The 19339-nt window shown below is 73.9% G+C and carries 18 protein-coding genes; 8 read left to right on the plus strand and 10 right to left on the minus strand.

Annotated features, from left to right (window positions below; all coding sequences use genetic code 11):
- Positions 1-217 precede the first annotated feature (217 nt).
- From GXB85_RS12280 to GXB85_RS12295, 4 genes are all read left to right on the plus strand, one after another.
- The gene (locus GXB85_RS12280; protein ID WP_161918001.1) at positions 218-805 is read left to right on the plus strand and encodes a DsbA family protein; all 588 of its coding nucleotides are present in this window, start codon (positions 218-220) and stop codon (positions 803-805) included.
- Positions 806-1102: 297 nt separating this feature from the next.
- Positions 1103-2668, plus strand: coding sequence for an NAD(P)/FAD-dependent oxidoreductase (locus tag GXB85_RS12285; RefSeq protein ID WP_161917950.1), 1566 nt, complete (start codon positions 1103-1105; stop codon positions 2666-2668).
- 65 nt (positions 2669-2733) lie between these two features.
- The gene (locus GXB85_RS12290; protein ID WP_161917951.1) at positions 2734-3309 is read left to right on the plus strand and encodes a hypothetical protein; all 576 of its coding nucleotides are present in this window, start codon (positions 2734-2736) and stop codon (positions 3307-3309) included.
- A 27-nt stretch (positions 3310-3336) separates the two neighbouring features.
- A complete protein-coding gene (locus tag GXB85_RS12295) occupies positions 3337-3789 on the plus strand; it encodes a hypothetical protein (RefSeq protein ID WP_161917952.1) in 453 nt (150 codons plus the stop codon).
- Positions 3790-3800: 11 nt separating this feature from the next.
- Here the strand turns inward: GXB85_RS12295 and GXB85_RS12300 are convergent, their stop codons facing one another.
- On the minus strand, positions 3801-5804 hold the full coding sequence (locus tag GXB85_RS12300) for a M13 family metallopeptidase (protein WP_161917953.1): 2004 nt from the start codon (positions 5802-5804) through the stop codon (positions 3801-3803).
- A gap of 98 nt (positions 5805-5902) precedes the next feature.
- Between GXB85_RS12300 and GXB85_RS12305 the strand changes: the two genes are divergently transcribed.
- On the plus strand, positions 5903-6358 hold the full coding sequence (locus GXB85_RS12305; RefSeq protein WP_161917954.1) for a ribose-5-phosphate isomerase: 456 nt from the start codon (positions 5903-5905) through the stop codon (positions 6356-6358).
- A gap of 19 nt (positions 6359-6377) precedes the next feature.
- Here GXB85_RS12305 and GXB85_RS12310 read toward each other — a convergent pair whose 3' ends face one another.
- Positions 6378-7619: a GNAT family N-acetyltransferase gene (locus GXB85_RS12310; RefSeq protein ID WP_161917955.1), complete on the minus strand. Its 1242-nt coding sequence runs from the start codon at positions 7617-7619 to the stop codon at positions 6378-6380.
- Positions 7620-7691: 72 nt separating this feature from the next.
- Here GXB85_RS12310 and GXB85_RS18870 point away from each other — a divergent pair, with 72 nt between their 5' ends.
- The gene (locus GXB85_RS18870) at positions 7692-8840 is read left to right on the plus strand and encodes a PP2C family protein-serine/threonine phosphatase (RefSeq protein WP_370524211.1); all 1149 of its coding nucleotides are present in this window, start codon (positions 7692-7694) and stop codon (positions 8838-8840) included.
- Positions 8841-8847: 7 nt separating this feature from the next.
- Positions 8848-9216: an MGMT family protein gene (locus GXB85_RS12320; RefSeq protein WP_161917956.1), complete on the plus strand. Its 369-nt coding sequence runs from the start codon at positions 8848-8850 to the stop codon at positions 9214-9216.
- Here the strand turns inward: GXB85_RS12320 and GXB85_RS12325 are convergent.
- From GXB85_RS12325 to GXB85_RS12350, 6 genes are all read right to left on the minus strand, one after another.
- Positions 9191-9754: a CoA-binding protein gene (locus GXB85_RS12325; RefSeq protein WP_161917957.1), complete on the minus strand. Its 564-nt coding sequence runs from the start codon at positions 9752-9754 to the stop codon at positions 9191-9193. The genes GXB85_RS12320 and GXB85_RS12325 overlap by 26 nt on opposite strands.
- Positions 9751-11151, minus strand: a complete 1401-nt coding sequence (locus GXB85_RS12330; RefSeq protein ID WP_161917958.1) for an O-acetylhomoserine aminocarboxypropyltransferase/cysteine synthase family protein — start codon at positions 11149-11151, stop codon at positions 9751-9753. Before GXB85_RS12330 ends, GXB85_RS12325 begins: the two co-directional genes overlap by 4 nt.
- Positions 11148-13220, minus strand: a complete 2073-nt coding sequence (gene acs / locus GXB85_RS12335; protein WP_161917959.1) for an acetate--CoA ligase — start codon at positions 13218-13220, stop codon at positions 11148-11150. Before acs ends, GXB85_RS12330 begins: the two co-directional genes overlap by 4 nt.
- Positions 13214-14128, minus strand: coding sequence for an ABC transporter permease (locus GXB85_RS12340; RefSeq protein ID WP_161917960.1), 915 nt, complete (start codon positions 14126-14128; stop codon positions 13214-13216). Before GXB85_RS12340 ends, acs begins: the two co-directional genes overlap by 7 nt.
- 108 nt (positions 14129-14236) lie before the next feature.
- Positions 14237-15283 carry an aliphatic sulfonate ABC transporter substrate-binding protein gene (locus GXB85_RS12345; protein ID WP_161917961.1) on the minus strand — a complete coding sequence of 349 codons (1047 nt, stop codon included), beginning with the start codon at positions 15281-15283 and terminating at the stop codon, positions 14237-14239.
- Positions 15284-15350: 67 nt separating this feature from the next.
- Positions 15351-16190 (minus strand): ABC transporter ATP-binding protein, encoded by an 840-nt coding sequence (locus GXB85_RS12350; protein ID WP_161917962.1) that lies wholly within the window; start codon positions 16188-16190, stop codon positions 15351-15353.
- A gap of 523 nt (positions 16191-16713) precedes the next feature.
- On the opposite strand from GXB85_RS12350, the gene GXB85_RS12355 reads away from it, so the two are divergent.
- Complete coding sequence (locus GXB85_RS12355; RefSeq protein WP_161917963.1) at positions 16714-17664, plus strand: DUF808 domain-containing protein; 951 nt, start codon at positions 16714-16716, stop codon at positions 17662-17664.
- A gap of 67 nt (positions 17665-17731) precedes the next feature.
- Here GXB85_RS12355 and epsC read toward each other — a convergent pair whose 3' ends face one another.
- Together epsC and cysK are read right to left on the minus strand one after the other, a co-directional pair.
- Positions 17732-18316, minus strand: a complete 585-nt coding sequence (gene epsC / locus GXB85_RS12360; RefSeq protein WP_161917964.1) for a serine O-acetyltransferase EpsC — start codon at positions 18314-18316, stop codon at positions 17732-17734.
- A 3-nt stretch (positions 18317-18319) separates the two neighbouring features.
- Positions 18320-19255 carry a cysteine synthase A gene (gene cysK / locus GXB85_RS12365; protein ID WP_161917965.1) on the minus strand — a complete coding sequence of 312 codons (936 nt, stop codon included), beginning with the start codon at positions 19253-19255 and terminating at the stop codon, positions 18320-18322.
- Positions 19256-19339: the final 84 nt, after the last annotated feature.

A 19339-nucleotide genomic window follows, 5' to 3' on the forward strand; every position in this document is an offset into this window, starting at 1 on the left:
GCTGCTCAGCATGTGGACGACGGGCCCGATCCTTTCACGGCGTCGCCGTGGGGCGCGCGTCCGTGCGACGGCGGGGCCCGCGGCGGCGACGTACGGTGCTGGTGCGCCACATCGGCCGCCGGGTCGGTGTGGCGCTCGCACGCCGCAGCGGCGTGCGTCCGCGACCGAAGGAGCCCCGTCCGTGAGCAGCACCCCCGCCCCCCGCCGCACGGCGGAGATGTGGTTCGACCCGATGTGCCCCTGGGCATGGATGACGTCGCGATGGCTGACCGAGGTCGAGCGGGTCCGCCCGGTGGACGTGACGTGGAGCGTGATGAGCCTCGCGGTGCTCAACGAGGGGCGTGACCTCCCCGAGGACTACCGGCGCCTGATGGACGCGGCGTGGGGCCCCGTGCGGGTGCTCATGGCCGCGCGGGCCGCGCACGGCGACCAGGTGCTCAAGCCGCTGTACGACGCGATCGGCACGCGCCTGCACCCGCAGGGCCGCAAGGACCGCGACGTCGTCGTGCGCGAGGCCCTCGTCGAGGTCGGCCTGTCCGTCGAGCTCGCGGATGCGGCGACGAGCGACGCGCACGACGACGAGCTGCGGGCCTCGCACGCCCGCGCGATCGACCTCGTCGGCGACGACGTCGGTACGCCCGTGATCGCGATCGACGGCGGCCAGGCCTTCTTCGGCCCCGTCATGACGCCGGCGCCCGCAGGTGAGGACGCCGGCCGACTCTGGGACGGCTTCGCCCTCGTGACGAGCGTCCCGGGCTTCTACGAGCTCAAGCGCACCCGCACCCAGGGCCCGATCTTCACCTGACCCTCCCCACCGCAACCCAAACGTTCGAATGCGAACGTACGCGCGGAGTGGCCCGGTCCGATCCCGCCCATGCGCACACAGGTGCGCATGGGCCTCCCGCACGACGGCGTGCTGTGCCTGGACGCGGGGATGGCGCACGTGCGAGGGGCTGCAGGGCGCGCCAGCGCCACCCATGCAGGTTCCTACGTTTGCGAGCTCTCGTGCGTATGCGCCTGTTCAGTACCGGCCCATACGTGTACCTGTTCGCCTTCGAACGTTTGGAAGGGGCGGGTGGGGTGGGGGTCGTAGCGTGGGGGGATGGAGGGCACCGTGCGCGCGAGGTACGACGTCGTCGTGGTGGGCGGCGGCCACAACGGGCTCACCGCGGCCGCCTACCTCGCACGAGCGGGGCGGACGGTGCTGCTGCTCGAGGCGGCCGACCACCTGGGCGGGGCGACCGTCTCGGACGAGGTGTTCCCGGGGGTGGACGCGCGGCTCTCGCGCTACTCCTACCTCGTCTCGCTGCTGCCTCGCGCGGTGCGCGACGAGCTCGGCCTGCCGCTCCGGCTCGTGCGGCGACGGGTGCAGTCCTACACGCCGGCACCCAGCGACCCGACGTGCGGCCTCCTCGTCGACTCGGGTGACCCGGCCGCGACCGCGAGATCCTTCGACGCCGTGGGCGCGGCGCGCGACCTCGCGGCCTGGGAGGCCTTCGGTGCGCGCACGGCCGCACTCGCCGGCGCGGTCTTCCCGACCATGACGGGCCCCCTGCCCGGAGCGCGCGAGGTGCGTGCGGCCGTGGGGGAGGAGTGGTGGCGGGACCTCCACGCCCCGCTCGGGGAGCTGGTCGAGCGGACCTTCTCCGCCGACCTGGTGCGCGGCGTCGTCCTGACCGATGCGCTCATCGGCACGTTCGCCGACGCGCACGAGCCGACCCTCGTCCAGAACAGGTGCTTCCTCTACCACGTGATCGGAGGAGGGACCGGCGACTGGGACGTTCCCGTCGGCGGCATGGGGGCCGTCAGCCGCGCGCTCGCGGACACCGCACGCGCGGCAGGCGCCGAGATCCGCACCTCGGCCCGCGTGGACGCGCTCGAGAGCACGCGCGCGGGCGTCACCGTCCACTGGAGCGACGACGACGGCGTGCACCGTGCCACCGAGGGGACGCACGTGCTCGCGGGGTGCAGCCCGCACGAGCTCGAGCGTCTGCTCGGGCGCGACGTCGAGGCACCCGAGGGCTCGCAGCTCAAGGTCAACATGCTGCTCCGTCGTCTGCCTCGCCTGCGTGACCGCGGTGTGGACCCCGCGGCGGCGTTCGCGGGGACCTTCCACGTCAACGAGGGCTACGAGCAGCTCGCCACGGCCCACCGAGAGGCCGCGTCGGGCAGCATCCCGACCGTGCCGCCCGCGGAGATCTACTGCCACACACTGACCGACCCGTCGATCCTGGGCGAGCAGCTGCGGGCGAGCGGGCACCACACCCTCACGCTGTTCGGCCTGCACATGCCCGCGCGGCTGTTCCGGGCCGATCCGGACGGTGCACGCGACGCCGCGCTCGCCGCGACTCTCGCGTCCCTCGACAGCGTGCTGGCCGAGCCGCTCGTGGACTGCCTCGCGTCCGACGGCGAGGGACGGCCGTGCCTCGACGTGCGCACCCCGGTCGACCTCGAGCAGGACGTCCACCTGCCCGGAGGGCACATCTTCCACCGCGACCTGCAGTGGCCGTGGGCCGCGGACGACGAACGTGGGACGGACCCCGCGCGTCGGTGGGGCGTCGCGACGCGCGAGCCCCGCGTGCTGCTGTGCGGCGCCGGAGCCGTGCGCGGTGGCGGGGTGAGCGCTGTGCCCGGGCGGTCGGCCGCGATGGCGCTGCTGGAGGCCTGACGCGCGCCTCGCACCCGCGGTGCGGGTCATGACATGCTTCCGTGGCTGCGTGAAGGAGGAGCGGGATGACGACAACCCCGAGCGGTGCCCGGCCCGGGCGCGGTCGGCGGACCCTCGGCCCCGGCCTCACGGCCTTCCTGGTCGTGGACGTGCTGCTGGTGCTCGCCTTCGTGCTCGTGGCGGTCAACGCCCCGCAGCGCGGCGGCCCGGCGCAGGAGCCGACCACCGAGGCGGCCGAGCCCGAGACCACGCCCGAGGCGAGCGCGCCCGAGGATCCCACCGACGCCGAGGCCCTGACGGCCTTCGTCCTGCCGAGCGGGAACATCCACTGCGCGATGGACGAGACGTCGGCCACGTGCACGATCCTGTCGTTCAGCTACGACGCGCCCGAGGCGCCCGAGGACTGTGCGGGCACCGTCGGCAACGTGCTCCGCGTCGACGCCGAGTCCGAGGAGGTCACGTTCCCGTGCGTCGAGGGCGAGCCGCCCGCCGCACCCAAGGACGCACCCGAGCTCGCCTACGGTGAGGCGAGCTCCGTGGGGGACATGACGTGCCAGAGCTCGCGCAACGGCGCCTTCTGCCGACACAACCCGAGCGGTGCGGGCTTCTCCCTCGCGCGCGCCGGCTACACGATCTTCTGACGACCTGCCGGGACGAGGAGCACGACGGTGACGCCCGGGCCCCCTGAGGCGATGCTCGTGGTGCTGCCCACGGCGGCCGACCTCGGGCGCTTCCCGACGGCGTACGTCGACGGCCTCGCGACGCGCGGTGGCCTCCGCCTGCTCTCGGCACGGGGACGGGCGACGCGCACCGGTGCCCGTGCGCTGATGGCCGCGCACGAGCACCGCGAGGCGTACGTCGCGGAGGTCGTGTCACGACCGTTCGCGGACACGAACGTCCTGCGGCTGACCCTCACCGTGGTGCCGGACGACGGTCCCGGGGCGTGGGTGGTCCGCACCCGGTCGTCCGCGACCTTCCTGCCCGAGGCGGGACACCCGTGCGACCTGTGGCTGTCTCCGCGGGACGCCTCGGCCGTGCTCGTCGCGGCACCGCAGACGCGGTGGTACGCGGACGGGACGCCACCCGGTCCCACCGCGCCCCCGCACGCCCCGGCCGGCTGAGGGACGCCCCCTCACCAGATCCGGACGCGTTCCTCCGGGGCGAGGTACAGGGCGTCGTCGGGCGTGACGTCGAACGCGTCGTGGAACTCGTCGAGGTTGCGCACCACGCCGTTGCAGCGGAACTCGTTGGGCGAGTGCGGATCCGTCGCGAGGCGGCGGATCATCTCCTCGTCGCGGCCCTTCGACTGCCACACCTGCGCCCAGCTGAGCAGCACCCGCTGCACACCCGTGAGCCCGTCGACCACGGGCGCCTCGTCGAGCGGGCGGCCGAGGGCGATCCGGTAGGCGGCGAGGGCGATCGAGAGCCCGCCGAGGTCGCCGATGTTCTCGCCGATGGTGAGCTCACCGTTGACCCGGTGCACGTCGTCGAGCTGCGCCGGGGAGAACTGCGCGTACTGGTCCACCAGCGTCTTCGTCCGCCGCTCGAACTCGGTGCGGTCCTGCGCCGTCCACCAGTCCTCGAGGCGCCCCAGGCCGTCGTACTTCGAGCCCTGGTCGTCGAAGCCGTGCCCGATCTCGTGACCGATCACGGCACCGATCCCGCCGTAGTTGACCGCGTCCTCCGCCTGGGGGTCGAAGAACGGCGGCTGGAGGATCGCCGCGGGGAAGACGATCTCGTTGAGCCCGGGGTTGTAGTAGGCGTTCACGGTCTGCGGAGTCATGAACCACTCGTCGCGATCGACCGGCCTGCCGATCTTGCCGAGCTCGCGGTCCTGCTCGTAGGCGTGCGAGCGACGCACGTTGCCCACCAGGTCGTCGGGCCGGATCTCGAGCCCGGCGTAGGTCTTCCACCGCTCCGGGTAGCCGATCTTGGGCGTGAACGCCTCGAGCTTGGCCAGCGCGCGCTCGCGCGTGGCCGGGGTCATCCACTCGAGGTCGGTGATCGACTCGCGGTACGCGGCCACGAGGTTGTCGACGAGCTCGACCATCCGCTCCTTGTGCGCGGGTGGGAAGTGGCGCTCGACGTAGACCTGCCCCACCGCCTCGCCGAGCGCGCCCTCGACGAGGGAGACGCCGCGCTTCCAGCGGTCGCGGATCTGCGTGGCGCCCGTGAGGGTGCGCCCGTAGAAGTCGAAGTTGGCCTGCACGACGGCGTCGTGCAGGTAGGGCGCGCGTGCGGTCACGAGGTGGTACCGGAACCACGCCTGCCACTGCTCGACGGGAGCCTGCTCCCAGAGCCGCGCGAAGCCCTCGGCGAAGTCGGGCTCGCGTACGACCAGCTGGTCGAGCGCACCCTCCGGGGCGCCGAGGGCGGCGGCCCACCCGTGCCAGTCGAAGCCGGGAGCGCGCGCCGCGAGCTCGGCGAGCGTCATCGGGTTGTAGGTGAGGTCCGCGTCGCGGTCGCGGACCACGTCCCAGTGCACGGCGGCGAGCTGCGTCTCGAGGTCCAGCACGAGGCCGGCCGCCTGCTCGGCGGCGGCCGGGTCGAGCCCGCTGAGCCCGAGCATCCGCGCCAGGTGCGTGCGGTAGCCGTCGCGCACGGGCGCGTACTGCTCCTCGCGGTAGTACGCCTCGTCGGGGAGCCCGAGCCCCGACTGCACGAGGTGCACCACATAGCGCTCCGGGTCCTTGGCGTCGTTGTCGACCCAGAAGCCGACCGCCCCCGCGCCGCCGGTGCGCTGCAGCTCGCCGAGCAGGCGGACCAGGGCCGCGCGGTCGGTGGCCGCGTCGATCGCCCCGAGCTCGTCGGACACCGCACCCAGGCCCAGCGCCTCGACGCGGTCGGTGTCCATGAAGCTCGCGTACAACGCACCCACCTGCGCCGCGGGGCCCGAGGGGTCGGTCGCGGCGTCGTCGGCGACGCGTGCGCCCAGCTCCTCGATGATCGCGCGCACGTGTTCCTCGGCCTCGTCGTGCAGCGCGCGGAACGCGCCGTCCATCGCGCGGTCGCCCGGGATCTCGTGGCTGTCGATCCACCGGCCGTTCACGTGGCGGTAGAGGTCGTCCTGGGGGCGTGCGGCGGGGTCGAGGGCCGTCAGGTCGATGCCGCTGCGCAGCGCGTCGTGCGTCGTCATGGCGCCCAGGCTAACGGCGGATGCGGCCGCCCGACGGACCGACGACCGTGGTCCGGGCGCGGCCCCGCGAGATGGGCCCGGGCTGGCAGGATGGCGGCATGCGCATCCACATCGCCGCCGACCACGCCGGGTTCGAGCTCAAGCAGGCCCTCGTCGAGCACCTGCGTGCCGGTGGGCACGACGTGGTGGACCATGGTGCCGAGACCTACGACGCGCTGGACGACTACCCGCCCGTGTGCTTCGCCGCGGGGGAGGCCGTGGTCGCCGAGCCCGGCAGCCTGGGCATCGTGATCGGCGGTTCGGGGAACGGCGAGCAGATCGCCGCGAACAAGGTCGTCGGCGTGCGGGCCGTCCTCGCCTGGAGCGAGGAGACCGCCCGTCTCGGACGTGCGCACAACGACGCGAACGTCGTCGCGATCGGTGCGCGGCAGCACTCGGTCGACGACGCGACCGGGTTGGTCGAGGCGTTCCTCGCCGAGCCGTTCAGCGGGGACGCGCGCCACCAGCGGCGCATCGACCTGCTCGCGGCGTACGAGCAGACCGACCGCCGCTGAGGGTGGCGGGCGCGTCCCGCTAGAACACCCAGCTGCACACGGGCGCGACGGGCCACCCGAACGCCGTCGACGCCGCCGCCAGGGCCCCCGGTCGCACCTCGGTGACCAGACCGGCGCCGGCGAGGGCGGCCAAGGTCACACCGCCGAGGTAGGCCGAACCGAGCGAGCGCACGTCGAGCCGCAGGTCGGGCTCGGCATCCGTCGGGAGGACCTCGGCGCCGTCGGGTCCACCTGCCACGCGCCAGCGTCCCGCGTTCGCGGGTACCAGGGCGTCGGCGACCTCGAGGACGACGTCCACCGGTGCGCTGTAGCGGCGTGCGGCGAGAGCGCGCGGGACGTCGAGCACTCGCAGCCAGACGTTGTCCGCGACGCGCGGCTCGGCCGCGCGCGGGTCGACGAGCAGGTGGAGCAGCGGGTCGTCGACGGGCATGAGCCACGTCTCGACCTTGGCCATGAGGTCCAGGTCGAGCAGCACGCCCCACAGCGCACGGGCGACGGCCGGCCCGGGCGCCACGACCTCGCGCACCCGCACGACCCCGCGGGGACCAGGGACGTCCCAGTGCGAGCGGCGGCGGAAGATCGCGTAGCCGCGTACCTCGCCGCCGTGCTCGGCGAGCGCGATGCGCAGCGACTCGGCGCCGTCGCGGCCGTGCTCGGGGTCGGACATGAAGGCAGCGCGCAGCTCGGGCGTCTCGCGCGTGGCCCAGCCCGGACGGTCGACGCTCGCGTGCACGCGGTGCAGCACCTCGTCGTGCTCGGGGCCCAGACGCTCGAGCCGCACGCGCACGTCCTCGGCGCCCGGCACGTCGCGAAGGGCCGCACCCCGCGGGACCGTCAGGCGCAGGTCGTTGGCCGCGAGCCCGTAGCCGAAGCGCCCGTAGATCGGCGCCTCGGCCGCGAACAGCGCCGAGAGGGCCTCACCGCGCGCGAGGCTGCGCCGGACGTGCTCGTCGATCATCGCGCGCAGCAGGCCGCGACGCCGGTGGCCCGGGTGCACGCCCACCCAGGTGAGGCCGGACACAGCGGTGCGTGCCCCCGGGACGGGGAAGCCGGCGAACGGGTACGAGGCGTGCACGGCCACGAGCTCGCCGTCGTCCGCCTCGACGCCGCGCGTGCGGTCCCAGCTCAGCGGGGACGGCAGCGCGAGCAGCTGCTCGTCCGACAAGGGCCCCGGGAAGGCCCACGTGTCGACGGTGAGCAGCTCCTCCCTGCGGGCGTGGGTGACCTCGACCGTGCGGTAGCCGTGCGGCAGCGTCGTCATGGGCTCATGGTGCCCCGTCGGCTCGCGGCGTGCTCCCCTCTTTTCGTCCGGGCCTGTCGGTACGCTCGCCGCGTGAGCAGCGGGTCGGCAGGAGCGTCGGCGAGGGCCGCGCCCGGTCAGCGTGCCCGGACGCGCCGCCGCGGTCTCGCGCGCCGCCGTCGGCTGCTCGCCCAGCCCCACGCCCTGCGGCCCGCGTGGCTCGGCTCGCGACAGGTGGTCACCACCGTCGCCCTGGTCGCGATGGCGGCGCTGTGCGCCGTCGGCACCGCCGTGAGCCCCCAGTGGGTGCCGCCCGTCGCACTGCTCGTCACCGTCCTGCTCGGGGTCTTCGTCCTGCGTCTCGCCGGCATGGCCGTCCTCAGCCTCGCCGTCGTGCTCGCGCTCGTGGTGCTGCACGCGGGTGGATGGCTGGTCTTCGTGCCCGGACAGGTGCTCTTCCTGGCCCTCGCGCTCGGTGCCGGCCTCGTCTTCGTCCGCGGACGCGCGCGGCTCGGGCTCCAGGGCGCCGCGAGCGACCTGATGCTCGTCGACCTGCGCGACCGCCTCACCGCCCACGGCCGCATCCCCGACCTCCCTGCGGGCTGGCAGGTCGACAGCCTGGTGCGATCCGCCTATGCCGAGGCGTTCTCGGGCGACTTCGTGGTGGCCTCCCGCAGCCGGCGCCCGGACCTGCTCGAGATCGCGCTCGTCGACGTGTCCGGCAAGGGACAGCAGGCCGGCGTGCGCTCGTTGCTTCTCTCGGGTGCGTTCGGCGGCCTGCTCGGCGCGATGCCGGTGGAGGAGTTCCTGCCGGCCGCGAACCGCTACCTCCTCGGTCAGGACTGGTCCGAGGGGTTCGCGACAGCGCTGCACCTCGCGGTCGACCTGGGCACGGGGGACTACCGCGTGTCGACCGCCGGGCACCCGCCCGCGCTGCACCTGCACGCCGGCTCGGGGCTCATCGAGATCGTCGACACGAGCGGCGGTCCGGCGCTCGGCGTCGTCGAGGAGCCGGCCTTCGGCGTCCACCACGGCGTGCTCGGTCACGGGGACACGCTGATGATCTACACCGACGGCCTCGTCGAGGTGCCGGGCGGCGACGTCGACCTGGGGATCGACAGGCTCATGGGCGAGGCCGAGCGCGTCGTCGCCACCAGGTCCGGCGGTGCCGACGCGCTGCTCGCCGGCGTCGGTGCCGCCGAGAGCGACGACCGCGCGCTCATCCTCGTCCGGCGCACCTGAGGCCCACGTGGACGAGGAGTACCTCGAGGCCGTCCTCGACGTGGTCGCCGCCATCCCGCCGGGGCGGGCGATGACCTACGGCACCGTGGCCGACGTCGTCCACGAGGTGCTGGGCCGGGGCGGCCCGCGTCAGGTGGGGCGCGTCATGGCGCGGGCGGGCGGTGACGTGCCGTGGTGGCGCGTCGTCAACGCGTCGGGCGACCCGCCCGCACGCCTGCGTGACGAGGCCGTGCGACGCCTGCGTGCGGAGGGGTGCCCGCTCACCGACGACGAGCGGGCCGAGCAGCCGCAGCCGCGTGTCGTCCTGCGTCGTGCGCTGTGGTGGCCCGACGAGAAGCCTGACGCGACGGTCAGCGGAGCGCCCGGCGTGAGCTGATCACCCCGGTGTCGAACCCCGCGAGCCGGAGCCCACCGTGGAAGCGGGCGTGCTCGATCTTGACGCACCGGTCCATGACGACGTCGAGGCCCGCGGCCTGGGCCGTGCGGGCGACCTCCTCGTGCCACGAGCCGAGCTGGAGCCACAGCGTCCGTGCCCCGGCGGCCAGGGTCTCCTCGAGCACGCCCGGCAGGTCGTCGTGGCGTCGGAAGACGTCGACGAGGTCGGGCACCACCGGCAGGGCGCTCAGCGACGGGTACACGGGTCGCCCCAGGATCTCCTCTGCACGCGGGTTGACGAAGTACACGTCGTAGGGCGAGGACGAGAGCAGGTACGTGGCCACGAAGTAGCTCGCGCGCGACGGGTTCGGCGAGGCCCCGACGATCGCGATCGAGCGCGTCCGGCGCAGGATCTCGAAGCGAGCGTCCGCGTTCGGGCCCGCCCACGTGCGGGGAGCTGGAGCGCTGGCCACCGCGGTGCCGCTCGTACCGGGCAGCGCGCAGGCCGCTCCGGCCGGGGCCGTGGTCGCGTCGCTCATGCCGTCTCCTCCGCCGTCGCTACGCCGTGCGTACGTGGGGTGCCGGCGGGGCCGACCGCACGCGTGAGTGCCTGGTCGAGGTCCCACCAGATGTCCTCGACGTCCTCGAGCCCGACGCTGATCCGCACCAGGTCCTCGGGGACGCCCGCGGCGACCAGCTGCTCGCCCGACAGCTGCTGGTGCGTGGTCGACGCGGGGTGGATCACGAGGGTGCGGGCGTCGCCGATGTTCGCGAGGTGGCTCGCGAGCTGGAGCGACTCGATGAACGTGCGACCGGCGGCGCGCGCGGGCACGGCGTCGCTCCCGCGCAGACCGAACGCGAACACCGCCCCAGGACCCTGCGGCAGGTAGTGCGCGGCGCGGGCGTGGTGGGGGTGCGAGGGGAGGCCGGCCCAGTTGACGTAGGCCACGCGCGGGTCGGCCTCGAGCCGCTCGGCGATCACGCGGGCGTTGGCGAGGTGCGCGTCGACGCGCTGCGGGAGCGTCTCGACGCCCTGGAGCAGCTGGAAGGCCGACTGCGCGGGCAGCGCGGGGCCGATGTCGCGCAGCTGCTCCGAGCGCAGCTTGGTCAGGAACCCGTACTCCCCGAAGTTCTCCCACCACGAGACGCCGCCGTACGCGGGCACCGGCTCGGTCATCTGCGGGAACCGCCCGTTGCCCCAGTCGAAGCGACCGCTCTCGACGACGACGCCGCCCAGGGTGGTGCCGTGGCCGCCGAGGAACTTGGTGACCGAGTGGATCACCACGTCGGCGCCGTGCTCGATCGGCCGGCACAGGTACGGGGTCGCGAGCGTCGCGTCGACCACGAGCGGGACTCCCGCGGCGTGCGCGACCTCGGCGAGCCCCGCGAGGTCGGCCACCTCGCCGGACGGGTTCGAGACGACCTCGGTGTAGACGACCTTCGTCTCGGGCCGGATCGCCGCGGCGTAGTCGGCCGGGTCCGTGCCGACGACGAACGTGGTCTCGACGCCGAAGCGGCGAAGCGTCACGTCGAGCTGGGTGACCGTGCCGCCGTAGAGGCCCGCGGAGGCGACCACGTGGTCACCCGCGCCGCACAGCGCGGCGAAGGTGAGGAACTCGGCCGACATGCCCGAGGCGGTCGCGACGGCCCCGATGCCGCCGTCGAGCGAGGCGAGGCGTTCCTCGAGCGCGGCGACCGTGGGGTTCCCGATGCGCGAGTAGATGTTCCCGTACTTCTGCAGCGCGAAGAGGTTCGCGGCGTCCGCGGTGTCCTCGAAGACGAAGCTCGTCGTCTGGTAGATGGGCACGGCGCGGGCGCCCGTCGTGGCGTCGGGCACGCCACCGGCGTGCAGCGCACGGGTCCGGAACCCCCAGCGGCGGTCGCCGTCGGGCGTGGTCCCGGAGGCGACCGCCTCGGTCGTCTCGTCCGTGGTCATCCTGCGGTCTCCTTCACGGCCAGGGGCGGGCCCTCGGGGCCGGGACGGGTGTGCCGGCGGCGGTGCGCCGCGAGCACACGGGCGATCCGGTCGACGACGGCGTCGTCCTGCAGCGAGGTCACGTCGCCCAGCGTGCCTCCCGAGAGCAGGTCGCCGAGCAGGCGTCTCATGATCTTCCCCGAGCGGGTCTTGGGCAGGTCGGGCACCACGAGGACGTGCCGGGGCTTGGCGACCGGCCCGATCTCGCGGGCCACGTGGGAACGGAGCTCCTCGGTGAGGGCCAGCGCGTGGTCCACCCAGGCGTCGTCGTCGTGCGCGTGCTCAGGTCGCCGGGCCGGGATCACGAAGGCCGCGACGGCCTGGCCCGTGGTGGGGTCGCTCACGCCGGTCACGCCGGCCTCGCCGACGGCGGGGTGCGCGACCAGGGCCGACTCGATCTCGATGGTCGACAGGCGGTGCCCCGACACGTTCACCACGTCGTCGACGCGGCCGAGGAGCCACACGTCGCCGTCGGCGTCACGCCGGGCGCCGTCGCCCGCGAGGAACCAGCCCTGGGCGGCGAACCGCGACCAGTAGGCGTCGCGGTACCGCTCGGGGTCACCCCACACCGTGCGCGCCATGCCTGGCCAGGTACGGTCGACGACGAGCAGGCCGCCCGCGCCCGGGGGCACGTCGTCGCCGTGCTCGTCGACCACGCGGGCCGAGATGCCCGGCAGGGGTCGTGCGGCCGACCCGGGCCGCAGGGTCGTGACGCCGGGCAACGGGGCGATCATCGCCGCCCCCGTCTCGGACTGCCACCACGTGTCGACGACAGGGGCGTGGCCGCCGCCGATCTGCTCGCGGAACCACACCCACGCCTCGGGGTTGATCGACTCACCGACGGTGCCGAGCAGGCGGATGCTGCGCAGGTCCCACGTGTCCGGCACGCCGTCCGGGAACCAGGTCATGAGCGTGCGTACGAGGGTGGGGGCCGTGTAGTAGACGGTCACGCCGTAGCGTTCGATGATCTCGAGGTGGCGGCCGGTGTGCGGGCTCGCGGGGGTCCCCTCGTAGATGACCTGCGTCGCCCCGTTGCTCAGGGGTCCGTAGATCTCGTACGTGTGGGCCGTGACCCACGCGAGGTCGGCGGTGCACCAGTAGACGTCGTCGTCGCGGTGGTCGAAGAGCGCCCAGTGCGTCCACGACGCGTGCGTCAGGTAGCCGCCGGTCGTGTGGACGAGGCCCTTGGGCCGACCCGTGGTGCCCGACGTGTAGATGATGAACAGGGGGTGCTCGGCGTCGAAGGCCTCGGCCTCGTGCACGTCCGCGGCCGCGTCGACGGCGTCGTGCCACCAGACGTCCCGGCCCTCGGTCCACGGCACGTCGTCACCCGTGCGTCGCACCACGAGCACGTGCTCGACGGCGAGGCCCGCGACGGCGTCGTCCGCGGTCGGCTTGGTCGGGACGGCGACCCCGCGACGGAACTGCCCGTCGGAGGTGATCAGCACCTTCGCGCCGGTGTCGGCGAGCCGGAAGCGCAGCGCCTCGGCCGAGAAACCGCCGAAGACGAGCGAGTGGACCGCCCCGATGCGGGCCACCGCGAGGGTCGCGACGACGGTCTCGACGAGCACGGGCAGGTACAGGACCACCCGGTCGCCGGGCCGGACGCCGAGCGCGAGGAGCGCGTTCGCGGCGCGCGAGACCTCGCGCTGGAGGTCGGCGTAGGTCACCGTGCGCCGGTCGCCCGGCTCACCCTCGAAGTGCAGGGCCACCTTCTCGCCCAGACCCGCGTCGACGTGGCGGTCGACGCAGTTCACCGCGGCGTTGAGCCGCCCGCCCGCGAACCACTCGGCCCGGGGCGCCGTCAGGCGCTCGGGGTCCTGCGGGTCCGGTGCGGCCGGGGCCCACGTGTGGGCCGTGTGCCACGGCTCGGCCCACGTGAGCCGCCGGGCGAGGCGCTCCCAGAAGGCGACGTGGTCGGCGTCGGCCTCCGCCGTGAGCCGGGCGTGGTCGGACGGCCCCACGTTCCACGAGCCGTCGGGGGCGGGGTAGGAGCGCTGCTCGTCGAGCAGGTGCGAGATCGTCACCATCGGCGCAGCAGCCTCCGCTCGGCCACACCGACCAGGGCGTCGGTCGTCTTGCCGAGGACGGCGAGCAGCACGATCGCGAGCAGGATCCGGTCGATCCGGCCGCTGTACTGCGAGTCGTTGAGGAGGAACCCGAGGCCCATCGAGGACGCGATGAGCTCGGCAGCGACCAGGAAGAGCCAGGCCTGCGCGAGCGCGAGGCGCAGACCGGCCACGACGGCGGGAGTCGCGGCGGGCAGCTGGACCCGGGTCAGCAGACGGACCCCGCGCAGGCCGTAGGCCCGGCCGGCCTCGACGAGCTGCGGGTCGACGTGCCGCAGCGCCGAGGCGACGGTCGTGTACACGGGGAAGAAGGCGCCGATGGCGATGAGGGTGACCTTCGAGTCCTCGCCGATCTTGAGCCAGATGATCAGCAGCGGGACCCACGCGAGCGAGGGCACGGCGCGCAGCGCACCGAGGGTGCCCGACAGGAGCACGTCGCCCAGGCGGGAGAGGCCGACGACGGCACCGAGCGCGAGCCCCACGAGCGAACCGATGGTGAAGCCGAGCAGCACGCGCTGGGTCGAGATCTGGATGTGCGTCCAGAGCTCTCCGCGCTGCGCGAGGTCGACCCCCGCCTCCCACACGGCCCCGGGCGCGGGCAGCTGGTGCGCCGGCACCGCGCCGGTCACGGCGGTGGCCAGGTGCCAGGCGAGCAGGACGAGGGCGGGGACCACGAGGGTGAGGGCGAGGCGGAGCGGTCGCCGGGCGAGCGGGTCGCGGCGTGCACGCTCCACGGCCGGCGTGCCGTACGACGAGACGGCGACCTGCGTCGCGCCGTCCTGGTGCGGTACCCGGCCCTGCGCGTAGGTGCTCTCGGGGCGCTCGTCGTCGACGGTGGCCGTCGCCGTGGAGCCCTTGGTGCTGGTCATGTCCTCGTCCTTCCGCCCGTGCGGTGCGGTGGGTCTGCGGGTGCGGTCGTGCGGTCGTGCGGTCCGCGGTGCCGGGGCCCGGCGTGTGACCGGGCCCCGGCGAGGGCGTCAGTCGCCGACGTTCGCGGCGTCGGCGTCCTCGGCGAAGCTCGGCTCGAAGAGCGTGTCCAGGGCGGCGTCGATGTCCTCCTGCGACCGGACGTCGCCCGACTCCACGAAGATCGGTCCGACGACCTCGAGCACGGCGCGCTGCGCGTCGCCCGGGGCCGGGTCGAGGTCGATCACCGTGCGCTCCTTGATGACCTTCTCGGCGATCGCGAGGTCGATGCCCGCGACGTCGGCGAGGATCTGCGCGGTCTCGTCGGGGTTCTCGAGCGCCCACGCACGGGCCTTCTCGTACGCGTCGAGCACGAGCTGCGCCACGTCGGGCGACTCCTCGAGGAACTGCTCACGCGCGTTCAGGAAGCCGTAGGTGTTGAAGTCGATGTTGCGGTAGATCAGCTGCGCACCGTTGTTGACCTCGGTGTCGGCCATGATCGGGTCGAGACCCGCCCACGCGTCCACGCTGCCGTTGTCGAGCGCGACGCGACCGTCGGCGTGCTGGAGGTTCTGGACCTCGACGTCGTCGAGCGTGAGGCCGTGCTCCTCGAGCGTCTGCAGCAGGAAGAAGTACGGGTCCGTGCCCTTGGTCGCGGCGATCGACCGGCCCGCGAGGTCGTCGACCGACGTGATGTCGGAGTCGGCCGGGACGACGATCGCGGACCACTCGGGCTGGGTGTAGATGCCGACGGTCGAGATGGGCGAGCCGTTGGCCTTGGCGAGGAGTGCGGCCGATCCGGCCGTCGAGCCGAAGTCGACGGCGTCCGAGCGGAGGGCCTCGTTCGCCTTGTTCGACCCGGCCGACTGCACCCAGGTGACCTCGACGTCGTCGCCGAGCTCCGCCTCGAGCCAGCCCTGGTCCTTGATGATCAGGCTCAGCGGGTTGTACGTCGCGAAGTCGATGTTGAGGGTGTCCGTGCTCCACTCGCCGTCGGTGGTCGCACCGGGCGCGGGGTCGTTCTCGACGGCGGCGTCCTCACCGGCTGCGCAGCCGCTGAGCATCAGCGCCGCGGCGGCGGTCGCGGCGGTGACGTGCAGTGCTGTGCGGATCTTCATGGTGTCTTCCTTCGGTGGCCGGGTGCCGGGTGGCAGCGGTCGGTGGGTGGTCGGTGGACGAGGGGACTCAGTCCGTGAGAGCGGTCGAGTGGTGGGTGGGGACACCGAGCCCGTCGAGCAGCTCGGCACGGAGGTGGGCGAGGTCGGCGTCGCCGCGGTCGCGGGGCCGTGCGCCCGGCACGGTCACGACGGACCGCACGGTGCTGGGCGTGCCCTTCGGGCTGCCCTGCGGACGTCCGAGCAGGACGACGCGGTCGGCGAGGTAGAGGGCCTCGTCGACGTCGTGCGTGACGAGGAGGACCGTGGCCGGTTCGGCCGCGTGGACCTCGAGCAGGAGGTCCTGCATGCGCAGGCGGGTCAGCGCGTCGAGCGCGCCGAACGGCTCGTCGAGCACCAGCACACCCGGGTTGCGGGCGAGGGCGCGGGCGAGCGAGGTGCGCTGGGCCATGCCGCCCGAGACCTGACGCGGCCGCAGGTGGGTGCACTCGCCGAGGCCGACCAGCTCGAGCAGCTCGCGCACGCGCCGCTCACCGGTCGTCCGGTCGGTGCCCCGCGGGAGCCCGACGGCGACGTTCTGGGCGAGCGTGCGCCACGGGAGCAGCCGGGGCTCCTGGAAGGCCACGGCGCACCGGGCGTCGACGCCGTCCACCGCGCTGCCGTCGATGAGGATGCGGCCCTCCGTCGGGACGTCGAGACCGCTCACCTGCCGCAGGAGGGTCGACTTGCCGCAGCCCGACGCGCCGAGGAGCGCGACGATCTCCCCGGTGGCGATCTCGAGGTCGACGTCGGCGAGCACGGGGGTCGCGGTGTGGCGACCGTCGCGGGCGGGGAAGGTGCGCCCCACGCCCTGCACCGAGACGGGGTGGGCGGGGTGGTGCCTGACGGTCGTGGGGGTGGTGATGGCCATGGGGGTCCTCGGGGCTGCGGGCGCGGGGGCGCGCCGGTCCGGTCGGTCGGCGTTCCGGTGGGTCGGCACTCCCGCGGACGTGCACGGGGGCCGGGCTCGCGCGGGGCTCGCAGGGCCTCGAGGGGCAGCGACGCGTGGGCGACGAGCGGGCTGGGGTTCCGCCGACACCTGGGTCCGTCATCGGACCGCGGACGCCCGCCCGTGGGGCGGCGTCAGGCGCCGGCGCGTGGCATGCAGCCACACATGGAGGCCATCATCGGCAGCGCCATCGTCATGTCACGGTGACAGAGCATCGGCGCTACCTCCCCTCCACGTCAGGTCTCGGGTCGTCTTGACATCCGAGACTGCAGTCCGGCCCTTGGGACCGACTCGGCGAAGGTAGCGTCCGGTGGCGTCGTCGCACAAGGCTCTCGGCTCGACGGGTCACATCGCGAGACGGGGGAGGGGGCCGGGGCTACGCTTCCGCCGTGACCGAGAGCGCCCACGGACCCGAGCCCGTCCCCGCGAGCCGGGGCAGCCGCTGATGCCCGGGGGTCTCGCTGCTCTGCTGGACGACATCGCGGCCCTCGCGAAGCTCGCCGCCGCGTCGGTCGACGACATCGGCGCCGCCGCGGGGCGTGCGAGCGCGAAGGCTGCGGGCGTCGTGATCGACGACACCGCCGTGACCCCGCGCTACGTCCACGGGTTCGCCGCCGACCGCGAGCTCCCGCTCATCAAGCGCATCGCGGTGGGCTCGCTGCGCAACAAGCTGCTGTTCATCCTGCCGGCGGCCCTGCTGCTGAGCCAGTTCCTGCCGTGGTTGCTGACGCCGATCCTCATGGTCGGCGGCACGTACCTCGCCTTCGAGGGCGCCGAGAAGATCTGGGAGCTCGCCAGCGGGCACGCGAAGGAGAAGCCCGCACCCGCCGTCGTGCAGGGCGAGGACCAGGAGAAGCAGATGGCCAGCGGGGCCATCCGGACGGACTTCATCCTGTCCGCCGAGATCATGGTGATCGCGCTCAACGAGGTGGCCGACGAGCCGTTCGTGTCGCGCGCGATCATCCTGGTGGTGGTGGCGCTCGGGATCACCGCGCTCGTGTACGGCGTCGTCGCCCTGATCGTGAAGATGGACGACATCGGTCTGCGGCTCGCCGAGACGCGCGACGGAGCCGTCGCGGCGTTCGGTCGCTTCCTCGTGCGGGCGATGCCGCGCGTCCTCGCGGTGCTCTCGACCGTGGGGATCGTCGCGATGCTCTGGGTCGGCGGTCACATCCTGCTCGTCGGGGTCGACGAGCTCGGCTGGCACGCGCCCTACGAGCTGGTGCACCACGCTGAGGAGTGGGTCCACGAGGCCGCCGGCGCCCTCGGAGGCTTCCTCGCGTGGCTCACCAACACCCTCGCGTCGGCCGCCGTCGGCCTCCTCGTGGGCGCGGTGGTGGTGACCGTCATGCACCTGGTCCCGCGACGCGGAGGACGAGCCGCGGCCGCGCACTGACCTCGCGGCGCCCAGGCCCCGGTCGGACGTGCGGCGGGCGTGCGCCACGGCGTGCCGTCGCGGGCGCTCAGATGTAGATCGCGGGGTCCACGTCCGGGTCCGGGGCCGGGGTGGTCCGCGACCGCTCGCGCACGACGGCGGGCACGCCGACGGCGGTCGCGAGGGCGGGGACGTCCTTGACGACGACGGCGTTCGCGCCCACCCGCGCTCCGTCGCCCACCCACACGGGGCCGAGGATCTTCGCCCCGGCCCCCACCACGACACCGTCGCCGAGCGTCGGATGACGCTTGCCGTGCCGCATCGACGTCCCGCCCAGGGTCGCGCCGTGGAAGAGCACGACGTCGTCGCCGACGAGCGAGGTCTCGCCGATCACCACACCCATGCCGTGGTCGATGAAGAGGCGCCGGCCGAGCTGGGCGCCGGGGTGGATCTCGATACCCGTGGCCGCACGCACGGCCTGCGACAGCAGCCGCGCCGGCAGGCGGAGGCCGGGCTCGCGCCACATGCGGTGCGCGACCCGGTAGCCCCACACCGCGTGGACGCCCGGGTAGCCCAGCGCGACCTCGAGCGAGCTGCGCGCCGCCGGGTCACGGCGGCGCGCAGCCTCGAGGTCCTCGCGCAGGACGGCGAGGAAGCGACGCACACGGTCCACGCGTCAGTCCAGCAGGTCGGCGTAGAGGATCGAGGTGAGGTAGCGCTCACCGAACGAGGGGATGATCACGACGATCAGCTTGCCCGCGTTCTCGGGGCGCCGGGCGACCTCGGTGGCCGCGTGGATCGCGGCGCCCGACGAGATGCCCACGAGGAGGCCCTCGCGCGCGGCGGCGTCGCGGGCGACCCGCACGGCCGTGCCGGCGTCGACGTCGATCACCTCGTCGTAGACCGTGGTGTCCAGGATCTCCGGGACGAAGTTCGCCCCGATGCCCTGGATCTTGTGCGGGCCGGGCTGGCCGCCGTTGAGGATCGGCGACTCGGCGGGCTCGACGGCGATCACCTGCAGGCCGGGCTTGCGCTCCTTGAGCACCTGACCGACCCCGGTGATGGTGCCGCCGGTGCCGATGCCGGCGACCACGATGTCCACCTCGCCGTCGGTGTCGGCCCAGATCTCCTCGGCCGTCGTGGCGCGGTGGATCGCCGGGTTGGCCTCGTTGGCGAACTGTCGCGCGAGCACCGCCCCGGGCCGCTCGGCCGCGATCTGCTCGGCACGGCTCACGGCACCCTTCATCCCCTCGGACCCGGGGGTGAGGACCAGCTCGGCGCCGAACGCGCGCAGCAGGGCGCGCCGCTCCTTGGACATCGTCTCGGGCATCGTCAGCACGACCTCGTAGCCGCGCGCGGCGCCCACCATCGCCAGGGCGATGCCGGTGTTGCCGCTCGTCGCCTCGACGATCGTGCCGCCCGCGGGCAGCTCGCCCGACGCCTCGGCGGCGTCGACGATCGCGACGCCGATGCGGTCCTTGACCGAGCTGGCCGGGTTGTAGAACTCGAGCTTGGCGGCGACGGTGGCGCCGGCGCCCTCGGTGAGCCGGTTGAGGCGGACCAGGGGGGTGTTGCCGATGAGCTGGGTGACGTCCTGTGCGATGCGGGCCATGGTTCCTCGTCTTCGGGGGGCCGCCGGAGCGGCGGGGCGGGAGCGCGGGGCGCTACGGGGACAACTGCACGGGTCCGGAGGTTG

The sequence above is a fragment of the Cellulomonas sp. APG4 genome, from assembly GCF_009996735.1.
In the GTDB taxonomy this organism is placed as follows: domain Bacteria; phylum Actinomycetota; class Actinomycetes; order Actinomycetales; family Cellulomonadaceae; genus Actinotalea.